Source organism: Butyricimonas paravirosa (assembly GCF_032878955.1).
Taxonomy (GTDB): domain Bacteria; phylum Bacteroidota; class Bacteroidia; order Bacteroidales; family Marinifilaceae; genus Butyricimonas; species Butyricimonas paravirosa.
In genome coordinates, this window is record NZ_CP043839.1 from 838,430 (window position 1) to 850,706 (window position 12,277).

At 47.6% G+C, this 12,277-nt stretch carries 13 protein-coding genes; 9 read left to right on the plus strand and 4 right to left on the minus strand.

Going from position 1 to position 12,277, the window contains the following annotated elements:
• The first annotated feature begins 26 nt into the window (after nucleotides 1-26).
• From F1644_RS03720 to F1644_RS03745, 6 genes are all read left to right on the plus strand, one after another.
• Nucleotides 27-2,351: an ATP-binding response regulator gene (locus tag F1644_RS03720; protein ID WP_008766696.1), complete on the plus strand. Its 2,325-nt coding sequence runs from the start codon at nucleotides 27-29 to the stop codon at nucleotides 2,349-2,351.
• A complete protein-coding gene (locus F1644_RS03725; protein ID WP_008766697.1) occupies nucleotides 2,326-3,642 on the plus strand; it encodes a sigma-54-dependent transcriptional regulator in 1,317 nt (438 codons plus the stop codon). The genes F1644_RS03720 and F1644_RS03725 overlap by 26 nt, the downstream gene beginning before the upstream one ends.
• A gap of 304 nt (nucleotides 3,643-3,946) precedes the next feature.
• On the plus strand, nucleotides 3,947-4,363 hold the full coding sequence (locus F1644_RS03730) for a hypothetical protein (protein ID WP_008766698.1): 417 nt from the start codon (nucleotides 3,947-3,949) through the stop codon (nucleotides 4,361-4,363).
• A 214-nt stretch (nucleotides 4,364-4,577) separates the two neighbouring features.
• A complete protein-coding gene (locus F1644_RS03735) occupies nucleotides 4,578-4,907 on the plus strand; it encodes a helix-turn-helix domain-containing protein (RefSeq protein WP_008766699.1) in 330 nt (109 codons plus the stop codon).
• A 5-nt stretch (nucleotides 4,908-4,912) separates the two neighbouring features.
• Complete coding sequence (locus tag F1644_RS03740) at nucleotides 4,913-5,206, plus strand: helix-turn-helix domain-containing protein (RefSeq protein WP_008766700.1); 294 nt, start codon at nucleotides 4,913-4,915, stop codon at nucleotides 5,204-5,206.
• On the plus strand, nucleotides 5,203-5,514 hold the full coding sequence (locus F1644_RS03745) for a helix-turn-helix domain-containing protein (RefSeq protein ID WP_025076665.1): 312 nt from the start codon (nucleotides 5,203-5,205) through the stop codon (nucleotides 5,512-5,514). The genes F1644_RS03740 and F1644_RS03745 overlap by 4 nt, the downstream gene beginning before the upstream one ends.
• 59 nt (nucleotides 5,515-5,573) lie before the next feature.
• Here the strand turns inward: F1644_RS03745 and F1644_RS03750 are convergent, their stop codons facing one another.
• Both F1644_RS03750 and F1644_RS03755 read right to left on the minus strand, forming a co-directional pair.
• Entirely contained in the window at nucleotides 5,574-6,881 is a 1,308-nt protein-coding gene (locus F1644_RS03750) for a site-specific integrase (protein ID WP_168044564.1), read from the minus strand.
• 22 nt (nucleotides 6,882-6,903) lie between these two features.
• On the minus strand, nucleotides 6,904-8,127 hold the full coding sequence (locus F1644_RS03755) for a site-specific integrase (RefSeq protein ID WP_008766703.1): 1,224 nt from the start codon (nucleotides 8,125-8,127) through the stop codon (nucleotides 6,904-6,906).
• A gap of 69 nt (nucleotides 8,128-8,196) precedes the next feature.
• On the opposite strand from F1644_RS03755, the gene F1644_RS03760 reads away from it, so the two are divergent.
• Together F1644_RS03760 and F1644_RS03765 are read left to right on the plus strand one after the other, a co-directional pair.
• Nucleotides 8,197-8,376 (plus strand): hypothetical protein, encoded by a 180-nt coding sequence (locus F1644_RS03760; protein ID WP_117689357.1) that lies wholly within the window; start codon nucleotides 8,197-8,199, stop codon nucleotides 8,374-8,376.
• A gap of 182 nt (nucleotides 8,377-8,558) precedes the next feature.
• Nucleotides 8,559-10,058 carry an IMP dehydrogenase gene (locus tag F1644_RS03765; protein ID WP_027201042.1) on the plus strand — a complete coding sequence of 500 codons (1,500 nt, stop codon included), beginning with the start codon at nucleotides 8,559-8,561 and terminating at the stop codon, nucleotides 10,056-10,058.
• Between the two features lie 39 nt (nucleotides 10,059-10,097).
• Here the strand turns inward: F1644_RS03765 and F1644_RS03770 are convergent, their stop codons facing one another.
• Nucleotides 10,098-10,940 carry an endonuclease VIII gene (locus F1644_RS03770; RefSeq protein WP_118302067.1) on the minus strand — a complete coding sequence of 281 codons (843 nt, stop codon included), beginning with the start codon at nucleotides 10,938-10,940 and terminating at the stop codon, nucleotides 10,098-10,100.
• Between the two features lie 103 nt (nucleotides 10,941-11,043).
• Here F1644_RS03770 and F1644_RS03775 point away from each other — a divergent pair, with 103 nt between their 5' ends.
• Nucleotides 11,044-11,310, plus strand: a complete 267-nt coding sequence (locus F1644_RS03775; RefSeq protein ID WP_118302066.1) for a GNAT family N-acetyltransferase — start codon at nucleotides 11,044-11,046, stop codon at nucleotides 11,308-11,310.
• Nucleotides 11,311-11,528: 218 nt separating this feature from the next.
• Here F1644_RS03775 and F1644_RS03780 read toward each other — a convergent pair whose 3' ends face one another.
• Nucleotides 11,529-12,266, minus strand: coding sequence for a glycosyltransferase (locus F1644_RS03780; protein ID WP_118302065.1), 738 nt, complete (start codon nucleotides 12,264-12,266; stop codon nucleotides 11,529-11,531).
• Nucleotides 12,267-12,277: the final 11 nt, after the last annotated feature.

The following is a 12,277-nucleotide window of genomic DNA, read 5'->3' on the forward strand; positions in this document are numbered from 1 at the left end:
TATTTGGATTGTAAAATATCAAGCCAATGAAAATACTTTTGCAGCATAAAATATTTATAGGATACTTTCTTTTAATGGCGATCATTGGCAGCATGGTCGCTATTGTTCTGCACGAGCGTAGTCGTGTACAGAAAATAGAGAATGAATCAATCGCTATTTTTCAAACCCAGCACAATATCAATACCACACACCGCTATGTGACCACGTTAGTAACTTATGGTGAATCCGTCATGGTATGGAATGATGAGGATTCTGGGGCTTACCGGGAACGACGTGTACGGACTGATTCCATGCTGCAAACATTACGTACACAATGTAAGGATTTCATACAACCCGAACAGATAGATTCTCTTCGTACATTGTTAGCAGCTAAAGAAGACCATCTGTTTCAAATAATGGAAGCGACCCGAGAACAAAAGAAAACGGATAGCCTTCTATTTCATCAAAAACCGACTGTAACGACACAGACAACCACCCGGACCGTTACCCGAAAGAAGAAAGGTATCGCCGGATTCTTCGGTGGCAAGGAAACCGTACAGATGCCGGTTGTTACAACCAGGCAAACCGCACCGGATAAGGAACTGATCTCGTTGTTGAATAAACGGAAACGGGACATAGAAACTTATACGGACAGCCTGCGGTTGTGCAATAGGGAACTCAACCGGAAATTGCGTTTACTTATTACAAGTCTGGATGAGCAGACATGGAACGCCTTCAGGAGCAAGGAAGAGCGTCTGAAAGCTTCCTACGAACATTCGACTTTGGTCATTACCGGCTTGATTATATTCTCAATCATCCTGTTGTTCATTTCGTATCTTGTCATACAACGGGATATTAAGGTCAAGGCAAAAAACAGGAAGCATCTGGAAGAAACGATAGAGCAGAACATCGCGCTGTTAGAAATGCGGAAGAATATCATCCTGACAATCTCTCATGACATCCGCGCCCCTCTGAACGTAATCAGCGGCAGTGCGGAACTTGCCGTGGATACCCGTGAAAAGAAACGCAGGAACACGCACCTGAACAACATCAGGATCGTGTGCCGGCACGTTGTACACCTGCTTAACAACCTGCTGGACGTGTACCGCCTGAACGAGGCCAAGGAAACCCGCAACGATGTGCCGTTCAACCTGAATGCCCTGTTGGAACGCATTGCCTTCGGCTTCTCCCACGTAATCAATAACAAAGGCATCCTATTCAATCACGATTTTACCGGTACCGATGTCAAGCTTTGCGGTGACGTGGACCGTATCGAACAGATTCTGGACAACCTGCTTAGCAATGCCGTCAAATTTACAGAAACCGGCACAATCAGCTTGAATGCTCGTTATAACAAAGGGGAGTTGGTGTTGGAAATCAAGGATACCGGCATTGGCATGAGTGAAGATGCGCTTTTACGTATCTTCCGCCCGTTTGAACGATTGGGTTCCGTCAGAAACGCGGAGGGTTTCGGATTGGGCCTGCCGATAACAAAAGGTCTTGTCAACCTGCTTGGCGGGACAATAGACGTGACGAGCGGCATTGACCAGGGTAGCACGTTCCGTGTTACACTTCCATTGAAAACCACGGATGAAACGGTAGAGAGCGAGAACTTGATAATTCCACATCCGGCACATTTGCCTCGGAATGTACTTGTCATTGATGACGACACGATGCTGTTGAATGTGATAAAGGAAATGCTGGAGCGTAACGGGATGAATTGTACTACCTGCGTAACCTCCAAGGACGTGGTCAAGGCGATGCGGGGCAAGGATTATGACCTGCTGCTTTCCGACATTCAAATGCCGGGTACCAACGGTATTGATTTATTAACCCTATTGCGCAACTCGAACATCGGAAACTCCCGTACCATCCCTATTGTAGCCATGACCGCACGCGGAGACAGGGACAAGGAAGCTTTTCTCCATGCCGGATTTACGGACTACATCTATAAACCGTTTTCATCCTCGGAACTGCTCGGCCTGCTTTCGAGGATGAAGACAGACAGGCGGGAGAAAAAACCGGAGGTTGATTTCAGTTTGGTCCTTTCAGAGGTCAATGACAAGCACAAGGCACTGCTTTCTCTTATATCCCAATCAGAGAAAGACCGAGAAGAACTTGATGCCGCCATGAAAAACGGCGACAGGCATAAGTTGCGTGAAATCACCCACCGTATGCAACCGATGTGGGAGTTCCTACGGATGGAAGAGCCCCTGCTGGCTTACCGTGCTTTGTTGAAAGACAGTAAAACAAGCGACAAAGAGTTAAAAGAATATACCCGGCAGATAATAGACAGCACCGCCATGCTCATCAAGGCGGCGGAAGCCGAGATAAAAAGACTGACAAATGAAACGGAAGATACTGATAGTTGAAGACAACGTGGGGCTGTCGCAAATACAGAAAGACTGGCTTTCCCGGGCCGGTTATGACGCTGTGACAGCCATGAGCGAGCCGATAGCCCGCTCGTTGATACGCAAAACGCAGTTCGACCTTATATTGTCGGACGTGCGGTTGCCGGAAGGCGACGGCATTTCCCTGTTGGAATGGTTGCGCAAGGAGAAGAAAGACATCCCGTTCATCATAACGACCGAATTCGTTTCCGTCCCGGACGTTGTGCGTACCATCAAACTGGGAGCCAGGGACTACCTGCCCAAACCGGTACACCGGGAACATCTGTTGGAACTGGCGGAAGATGTGTTCCACCCGGTAGCCACCGTGAGAAAGCAGGAACGGCAGTTGTTCCGCCGTATAAGTCCCATGATCCTGAAAGTGGAGAAATTCGCCAGACTGGTCGCCCCGTCCGATATGTCCGTGATGATACTCGGGGCCAACGGGACCGGCAAGGAGTCGGTGGCGCAGACCATCCATGACAATAGCGAACGATACGGCAAGCCTTTTGTCGCCGTAAACTGCGGCGCGTTACCCCGTGAGCTGGCAGCCTCGCTGTTCTTCGGGCATGAGAAAGGCGCGTTCACCGGGGCGGACACGGCAAAGACCGGATATTTTGACCTGGCGAAAGGCGGCACACTGTTCCTTGACGAGATAGGCACGATGCCGCATGAAATCCAATCCATGCTGTTACGAGTATTGCAGGAGAATGTATATACCCCGATAGGAAGCGGCAGGGAACGGATTTCGGATGTCAGGGTCATTTCCGCGACAAACGAGAATATGGAACAGGCCATCAAGGAGGGACGGTTCAGGGAAGACCTTTACCATCGTCTGAACGAGTTTGAGATCCGGCAACCCTCCCTGGAGGAATGCCCGGAAGATATCATTCCGTTGGCGGAGTTTTTCCGTGAACGTTTCTCGAAAGAACTGAAAAGGACTACTCAAGGATTTACCGAAGAGACCAAACAGAGGATGCTTGCCTACCGGTGGCCGGGCAACGTGCGTGAACTCCGAAACCGTGTCAAGCGTGCCGTACTGGTCTCTGAGTCTCCGATGCTTGACGTGGATGGATTGGAAATAACTGTCTGTGTATGTAGAAATGAAGAAACAGACACACTTGCAATCCTGCCTCTGAAAGGTGAAGCATTTGAGAAAGAAAGCATTATCAGGGCTCTCAAAGCCTGCAACGGTCACCGGGAACAAGCGGCTGGAATGCTGAACATCAACCCGGCAACACTGTACAGGAAGATGAAGAAATACGGGCTGAAATGAATTTGACGACTAAAAATAGTGCAAATGTCACTGAATATGTGTACTTTTGCATTTAAATAGCGAAAAATGCGGCGTGCTGTCTAATGGGCAGTTGCCGTTTATATATAGACATAAGACCGCAAGCGTCCTAATGGGAATCTGGAAAATGAACATTAACAGGAACTATTGCGTGATTGCTTATGCTATGCCTTGGCATAGCGTGCATTCACCTATTCCTGTTAAGGGCATTCCAGAGCCTCCATTAGAAATAGCGTGGATTGCACGCTTCTTTTTTACAGTTTCCGGTTGAAAAAGAATTAAAGCTATGGCAAGGATTCAAGTTGTGACGGCAATAACATTGGACGGTTTCCTTCCGGAACCGGCCGGAGCACTTGTGTCCTGGGTAAGAAACGACAGGCGGGGTTTCCCCTTTTGGCGTGAACGCTGCTCGGCCCTTATATTGCCCCATTCCATCCTTGATTTGCTTTGCGAGAAAGACAACAGGGACGATTCATTCATTTACCTTGCTGAAATCATAGAACCGGAATCGGTGGAGCTGCTTCGCGGGCTTTTCCTCTATGATCTTGTTGATGAACTTGTGGTTTACCAGCTGCCGTTTTCTGCCGGACAAGGGATTCCCGTGTTGAATACATTCCGACCACAACATTGGGAACTGCATAAAACCACCTCTTTTTCCAACGGCATCTGCCGTCTGATCTACCGCAAATCTTGCAAGATGTAACTTGCATTTTGCGAAAAAACTTGCATTTTGCAAGAACATTTTCATCTCCACTTTTCATACTAAAAATTTTTATTCCGCTGTATTTCAATGGAATGCCAATGCCATTCAGTGAAATACATGGTCATTGGTACGCCATTAGCCCTATATGTAGTATAACCTGTTGCGCGACAAGGTGTAAGCAAAACTATTATTTACACTAAAGACAGAATGCATTATGCTACAGATAAACAGCGAAAGTGTCCAAATAATGCTCATGCAAATCATGGAACGGTTTGATAGGATCGACCGTACCCTGGAGCGGATGAACAAGTTGAAAGAGTGTCTGGAAGGCGACACACTTCTGGATAACTATGACCTTTGCCAATTGCTCGGTATCACCAAACGCACGCTGGCACGTTACCGCCAGAAGAAGTATGTCACCTATTACATGATTGACGGACGGACTTACTACAAGGCCTCCGAAGTGGAAGCGTTCCTCAACCAAAAAGGGAAGGTGTTGCCCCCAAAACTGAAAAACCGGATGGATGTTCAACTCAAAAAATGACTGGTATGGAAATAGTATGTATCGACAAACAGACGTTCGATGAACTTCGGGTACGTTTCGGCAAACTGGAGGAAAAGGTAATGGGTATGTGCCGTCCGGTGGAAGACCTCGGCTTAAAAAAGTGGCTTGACAACCAGGAGGTGTGCGAGATATTGCGCATATCCAAAAAGACGCTTCAGGTGTACCGTGACAAGGGTATCCTGCCTTACTCACGCATCAAGCACAAGATTTTCTTCAAAACCGAAGACGTACACAAACTATTGGAATCGAATTACTACCACTTAAAACGAGAACTATGAGCTATCATTTTTTAGAACGGAAAGACCCGCGTGTCGATGTCCTGTTTCAGGGACTTGACAATATGGAGCGGTTAATCGCAGCGATGGAGGACACCCCTAAATCCGTATTCCACGGCGAACGTTTCCTGACGGACGAGGAACTATCCAAAATTCTGAGGGTCAGCAGACGGACATTGCAGGAATACCGCACACTTGGTGTTGTCCCTTACTATCTGGTACAGGGTAAGGCCCTCTACAAGGAATCGGACATCCTTAAAATATTAGAGGATGCCTACAAACGGTGCAAAGAAGATATGCGGTGGGTGTGACATGACAAAACGGAGAAACGGCTCGTTCATAGGGACATGCGTTTCTCCGTTCTTGATTTTCAGATAGCGTGGGGTGTCCTTTTTCTGCCTTTCCGAGCGGTGAAATCCTCCTCGCAAAGTTCAGTCGTGCCGCTGAAACCGCTTGCTTTCAAAGCCTTCATGTCCTCGTCCACTTTCTTGTCCGTCACCTGCGCGTAAAGTTGCGTTGTAGAAATCGACATGTGTCCCATCATGCGGCTGACCGTCTCTATCGGGACTCCGAGTGAGAGTGTGACATGGGTTCCGAAATTATGCCGGGCCTGATGGAAGGTCAAATCGAAACCGTACACCTTTCCCAGTTCCCGCGTCAGCAGGATAAAATAGCCGCGGCGGTAAACATTGAACACATTATCCCCTTGTCGCTGGTTCCGGTATTTTTCAATGATTCGTAAGGGAATATCCAACAGGCGGACGGATGAAAGCGTGTCTGTCTTTTGACGGCGTATGTGAATCCACCATGCGCCGTCTTCGGACTGTGTGATGTCACTTGTCTTCAACCTTTTCAAGTCCGCGTAAGCCAGTCCGGTAAAGGTCGAAAACAGGAACATGTCCCTCACGAATTGCAGTTGAGGTTTCTCCACGGGAGTCTCCATAAGTTTCTTGAGGTCTTCCAGCTTCATGTGGCGGCTCTTCCGTCGTGGCAACGCAGGGTGGAGACGGCAGTACGGGTCACGGCGGAGCGTTCCCTGGCTGACTGCCAGTTTGGTCATCTTTTTCAGGCGGTACAGATGCTCATGCACGGTCTTGGGCATCATGTGGCAGTCCTTGCAAAGGAACAGTTCAAAATCATCATAGAAATTCTTGTCAAGGCTACGTAGCGTGACATCTTCCACGCCTTTCTTATCCTTGATGAAAGCGGAAAGGTGCTTGTACGATCTCAAGTAAGAATCAAGCGTTTCCTTGATGCGGTCCAGCCCAACACGTCTTCTGAAATCTTCGTTATGTTCCCGGAAGAGAGCCAGCAGGGTAAGCGGTTTCAGCCCGACACCCATTACGGCGTTCTTCACCAGTTCCGCCGTGATGAATCCCAGGCTGTTCTTAATCCGGTTGTAATGTCCGGTAATCTCCTCCGTCAATTCGTCTATGGCACGGTTCACTGTCACCGCATTCGCACTGCGTCCGTTGGCAAGGCCTTTTTCCGGATTCCAGATGTCGGGATTGACGGATACCTTCGTGCCAATCTGTTCCCATTCGGCATCAATGCTTACCTTGCACAATAATTGACAGGTTCCGTCCTTGCGCATTTTGGTGCGGTTGATATAAAACAGTATCGCGAATGTACTGCGATGTCTGATGGTTTTGTCTGCATGTTCACTTTTCTTTTTCATCTTATTGCGTTTTAGTCGTTTGTCAAATAACCACGGAGAAGCGTTCCGCTATCCTCTCGTTCAGCACACGGGTGTCGGCATTTATCTTGTCGTCAGTCACTTTGGCATAGATTTGGGTCGTCTCAATCCGGGCGTGTCCCAACATCTTGCTGACCGTTTCAAGCGGAACCCCATGTCCGAGCGTGATTTCGGTCGCATAGGTATGGCGGCCGGCATGAAAAACCAGCGGACAGTCTATGTCACAGAGTTTTGCGATACGTTTTAAGTTAAGGTTCATCGTGCTGTTGGAATACATGGGTAGCAGTTTCCCGTCCGGCGCTGTGTCCCTGTATTTCTCCATGATATGTAACGGCAGGTCCAGCAGGGGGATTTCAAACTCGACTCCGGTTTTCCGGCGCGAGCTTCTGATCCACCATGTGCCGTCATCGGCAAGTGACAGATGCTCTTTCGACAGAAGCCGCATATCACTATACGGGATGCCGGTGTAGCATGAGAAGAGGAACAAATCCCGTGTGAGATAAAGGTTCGGTCTGTGAAGAGGCATGGTCATAAGCCGTTGCAGTTCCTCGGATGTGAGATACCTCCGTTTCTGTTTCGGGCGTACGGGTTCATAGCCGGTAAACGGGTAGGTGGTGATGATGCCGTCCGCTACGGCTTCACCAACGATGATTTTCAACTGCACGGTCAGGTTGATAATCGTTCCCGGAGAGAGGCGACAATCTGTCCGAAGGTGCGAATCGTAATCCTGTATGAAGGAGAGGGTCAATGCCGAAAACGGGATATCCGACAAGTTGTACTTTTCCCGCATGAACCTTTCCACATGGTTGTAGGCGTTCCGATAGCTTCTCAAACTGCCTTCGGTCCGGTTTACACCCACGCGCTTCGCGAAGTTCTCAATAAACGTGCGGAAGTAGCTCAATAACGTTGTCTGTTCACCAGCCATACCCAACAGCAGACTTTTGACATCATCCGCAGTCACACTGTCACGAACAACCGACAGTTCAGCATAGATTCCCAATGCCATCGCACGGATTTCATCCAGCCGATTGTTGATTTCCTTCGCCTTCACACTTTTGCCTGAAGCACGCCCCGAACTCCATATTGCCTGCGGCACACGGAGTTTCAGGCTGAAAGCCGCTTCAGAATACTTGCCGATGTTCAGCCTTGCCATTACAGGACACATACCATCGGCATCCGCCTCGCTCTTTTTGAGGTAGAACGACACCTTTACATTCGCTTGTTCCATAACCTTTTACTTTGTTTGCAAAATTACCGGATATCGAGCAAATGAACGGCATGACGAATATAGCGGAATATGGAAAGAAGCTCCATGCGTAACATTCAGAACCCGTATTTTTTCCCTTTAGCGAAAAAAGCATTAACTTTGTACTCGCAAAATATGAGTGAAACAGCGTTCTTTACGGTGATGTCAGTGGCAGTGCATAGACCTTTTTCCAATATTGTTTTCGACCTTGAACAGGCAACGGATAAGTAGCAATTTATTTTCCTAACTCCTCCAAAACGGGGCAAAACCATATAATGGACGAATATAGGTAAAACCTACATATCTCCCTTTTATTCCAATAGTTTGCATTATTCCTGCGAAATCCATCCGTATGTGAGCGAGTTTTACTATCTTTGCCCAATTTTTAATCAAACCGCATAAAGATAAATTCTATGGCAATCTATTTGGACGATGTATCAAGAACTTTCGGAGAATATCTGCTTATTCCCGGTCTGACCACGAAACAGTGTATCCCAACCAACGTTTCATTGAAAACACCCTTGGTGAAGTATAAAAAAGGCGAGAAATCAGCCATTGAACTGAACATCCCGTTTGTTTCAGCGATTATGCAGTCCGTTTCCGATTCTGGATTGGCAATTGCACTTGCCCGGAACGGGGGATTGTCATTTATCTTCGGTTCGCAACCTATCGAATCACAGGCAGAAATGGTTCGCAAGGTAAAGAAATTCAAGGCCGGATTCGTTACCAGTGACTCCAACATCACCCCGGAAGCCACGTTGGCAGACGTGCTTGCTTTGGTGAAACGCACGGGACATACCACAATGGGTGTTACCCATGACGGAACCCCGAACGGCAAATTGCTGGGTATAGTTACCAGCCGGGATTACCGGGGAGAAAAAGACCCGAAAGACAGAAAAGTGAAAGAATTCATGACTCCCTTTTCCAAATTAACCGTTGGAGAAATCGGGATGACCCTCAGCGAGGCAAACCAAATCATCTGGGATCATAAACTGAACACCTTACCAATCATCGATAAAGATCAAAACCTTGCTTACTTCGTGTTCCGCAAGGACTATGATAGCCACAAAGATAACCCGAATGAATTATTAAACACCACGGACAAGAAATTACTGGTAGGTGCCGGGATTAACTCCCGTGATTACAAAGAACGTGTTCCCGCGTTAGTAGAAGCCGGGGTGGACGTTTTATGTATCGATTCATCTGACGGTTTCTCCGAATGGCAAAAAGAAACATTACAATGGATTAAACAAGAATACAACGGCAAAGTACTCGTTGGTGCCGGAAACGTGGTAGATCAGGCCGGATTCCGTTATCTAGTGGAAGCCGGGGCTGACTTTATCAAAGTGGGCATCGGTGGAGGTTCCATTTGTATCACCCGCGAGCAGAAAGGTATCGGCCGCGGACAGGCTACAGCCGTGATTGACGTGGCCAAAGCCCGCGATAAATACTTCGAGGATACCGGTATCTACGTGCCGATTTGTAGTGATGGCGGTCTCGTACATGACTACCACATGGTGTTGGCTCTTGCCATGGGTGCCGATTTCTTGATGATGGGACGTTATTTCGCCCGATTCGATGAATCCCCCACCAAAAAACTAATGGTGAATAACTCCTACGTGAAAGAGTACTGGGGAGAAGGTTCTAACCGCGCCCACAACTGGCAACGTTATGACATGGGCGGCAGTGAATCCCTCAAATTCGAGGAAGGCGTGGATAGCTACGTTCCATACGCCGGAAAATTAAAAGACAACTTGGATGTAACCATCGGTAAAATCCGCTCCACGATGTGTAGCTGCGGAGCAACATCTATCTTTGAATTACAAAAGAATGCTAAAATCACCCTGGTTTCTTCAACCAGTATCGTGGAAGGCGGTGCCCACGACGTGATATTAAAAGATCATAACAGATAATATCAAAAAATCCCGGATTAAACTCCGGGATTTTTTATTCTATCTTTCTTCTTGCTGACAAGTGTTGCAATAGTAAATACTACCCCCTAAATAATTCTCTTTTAATATATAATCCCCGCAGTACACACAATGGCTCCCCACAGTATCCTTAGACAAGTAAGGAACGTACCCCCCTTTTTGATCAAACAAATCCTTCTCGGAACAACGTCCTCCCAGTCGGTATATCTCCCGCAAAACCTTCTTCACACACCCGAAAAGCTCTTCCCTTTTCGCCTGCGAAAGAACCGCAATCTTCGTCTTCGGATGTACCCGAGCCAGATACAGAATATCTTGCAACACGCCATTTCCCAAACCGGGAATCATCTGATCCGTGGCAAGAAACGCCTTGGCACTCTTTTTCTGTACCCCTTCGTCATTAATCAGGGACATGAAATACGCCTTGTCAAAAGCATCCGACAACACCTGCGGTTTATTTTTTGCCCCCCCGTAATATGACACCAAACCACCCTCGAAAGAATCCCCCACGAAACACCATACAGCACCGTACATCCTCACGGAAACGATTATGCAACTCTGATCTTCAAACCCGATCAGTAACTGGTGCTTGTTCGGTAACTTCGCCTCAGGTTCGTAATAACGGAGGTTTACCCCGTCGCTAAACACCACCTTGGCATCCCCCACGTTTATTTGCACCATTCCCCCGTAAGCACAAGCCCCGTCCACCATTTTACCAAGTAACATCCCCGGGTATTTTTCCGGATCCCCGTTGAAAAAGGCAAATTTATGCGGGGTGTAGCAAGGTATAACATCCGTTACGACCTTTCCTTTGATAACCCCGTTCAACTGTTCCGACAAACAAAGCGCTTCAGGTGCCTCTATCATAATTCCATCATTTAAATTTATACTCTTTCTTCCTCAAATATAATCGAAAAAACGATACAAAACATTTTATTGCTTATCTTCGTTACATCAAAAAACAAAAACTATGAATTACAAAGTGACACATTATCCTACCCGGCAACGTTTCGAAATCGAGTTGGAAAACATGACGGCTTATGCAGAATACAAGTTAACGGACAATAGTCTTGACATTATTCACACGTTTGTTCCCCCGGCTTTAGAAGGGAGAGGAATCGCTAGCGCACTCACGGAAGCCGCTTATGACTACGCAAAAGCCAATCACCTCAAACCGGAAGGCACTTGCTCGTATGCGGCCGTGTGGTTGAAACGACATCCGGAATATTTACAATAGAAACATTATGCAAATCTACTGGCAGACACATCCTCCGGTGTTCCGCCTGTGACTCGGGCGTAATCCAATCATTCATCGACACGAACTTTGGGACAAGTTACCACTCCCGCTCGATAACTTATCGGCAACTTATCGGTAACTTACTAACGAGACTGCGACGCGAGTAGACGGTAACTTATTCGAAATATTAAGTTTAGAGTAGCCCGGAAGACGCTCCCTTATTCACGCCCCATGTATCGACAATAAATATTAAACAATTCCTTGGGCATCTTCAACAAATGCTTGAACTTGATACGGCTGTCCCCCTTCTCCACCCATGTGTTCAAGGGAACTTCATGAATAATCCGGTCATAATCAGCGTGTTTTTCCCGGATTCGTAAGATTAGTTCCACGTCGAAAAGCCAACCGGAACGAAATTCCTCGCTAAATCCAACAGGTATTAACTCACTTTTCAAAAGCTTAGCCCCACATTGAGAATCGTACACGGGAAGTTGATATAACATCGAAACTAACGTCGCAAAGCCCCGCCCCAAATAATGGCGATACGCTTTCCTTTGCACGTTGGCCCCCAAGCGTTTCAGACGGGCCCCCATCGTCATGCACACTCCCGGTTTCCTGTCCATCACCTCTGCCAGCAGATACAGGTCCTCCAATGGCGTGGCCAAATCGGCATCCAGATACCCCACGATATTGTAACGATTCAAGGAACTGACATACAACATCCCACTCCTGACGGCCTCCGCCTTTCCCCGGTTGTCCGTGTTGTCTACCAGCAAGAAACGCCCCGGTTCCAACTCCACGGCCCGCCGTAAAACCTCGGATGTATTATCCTGACTACCATCGTTCACGAAACAAAAATCAAAACGTTCTTCTCTACCCACGAATTCCCGGAAGACCTCCAACTCCAAACGTTGCGCCTCGTTATAACACGGGATGATGACACATATCTTTTTCATTTATAATCGTT

Excerpts from the sequence above, each read along its gene's own strand:
- F1644_RS03735 (WP_008766699.1), top strand. The coding sequence starts at position 4,578 with ATGCTACAGATAAACAGCGAAAGTGTCCAAATAATGCTCATGCAAATC.
- F1644_RS03755 (WP_008766703.1), bottom strand. The coding sequence starts at position 8,127 with ATGGAACAAGCGAATGTAAAGGTGTCGTTCTACCTCAAAAAGAGCGAG.
- F1644_RS03780 (WP_118302065.1), bottom strand. The coding sequence starts at position 12,266 with ATGAAAAAGATATGTGTCATCATCCCGTGTTATAACGAGGCGCAACGT.
- F1644_RS03775 (WP_118302066.1), top strand. The coding sequence starts at position 11,044 with ATGAATTACAAAGTGACACATTATCCTACCCGGCAACGTTTCGAAATC.
- F1644_RS03730 (WP_008766698.1), top strand. The coding sequence starts at position 3,947 with ATGGCAAGGATTCAAGTTGTGACGGCAATAACATTGGACGGTTTCCTT.
- F1644_RS03725 (WP_008766697.1), top strand. The coding sequence starts at position 2,326 with ATGAAACGGAAGATACTGATAGTTGAAGACAACGTGGGGCTGTCGCAA.
- F1644_RS03765 (WP_027201042.1), top strand. The coding sequence starts at position 8,559 with ATGGCAATCTATTTGGACGATGTATCAAGAACTTTCGGAGAATATCTG.
- F1644_RS03750 (WP_168044564.1), bottom strand. The coding sequence starts at position 6,881 with ATGAAAAAGAAAAGTGAACATGCAGACAAAACCATCAGACATCGCAGT.
- F1644_RS03770 (WP_118302067.1), bottom strand. The coding sequence starts at position 10,940 with ATGATAGAGGCACCTGAAGCGCTTTGTTTGTCGGAACAGTTGAACGGG.
- F1644_RS03760 (WP_117689357.1), top strand. The coding sequence starts at position 8,197 with ATGGAAAGAAGCTCCATGCGTAACATTCAGAACCCGTATTTTTTCCCT.
- F1644_RS03745 (WP_025076665.1), top strand. The coding sequence starts at position 5,203 with ATGAGCTATCATTTTTTAGAACGGAAAGACCCGCGTGTCGATGTCCTG.
- F1644_RS03740 (WP_008766700.1), top strand. The coding sequence starts at position 4,913 with ATGGAAATAGTATGTATCGACAAACAGACGTTCGATGAACTTCGGGTA.
- F1644_RS03720 (WP_008766696.1), top strand. The coding sequence starts at position 27 with ATGAAAATACTTTTGCAGCATAAAATATTTATAGGATACTTTCTTTTA.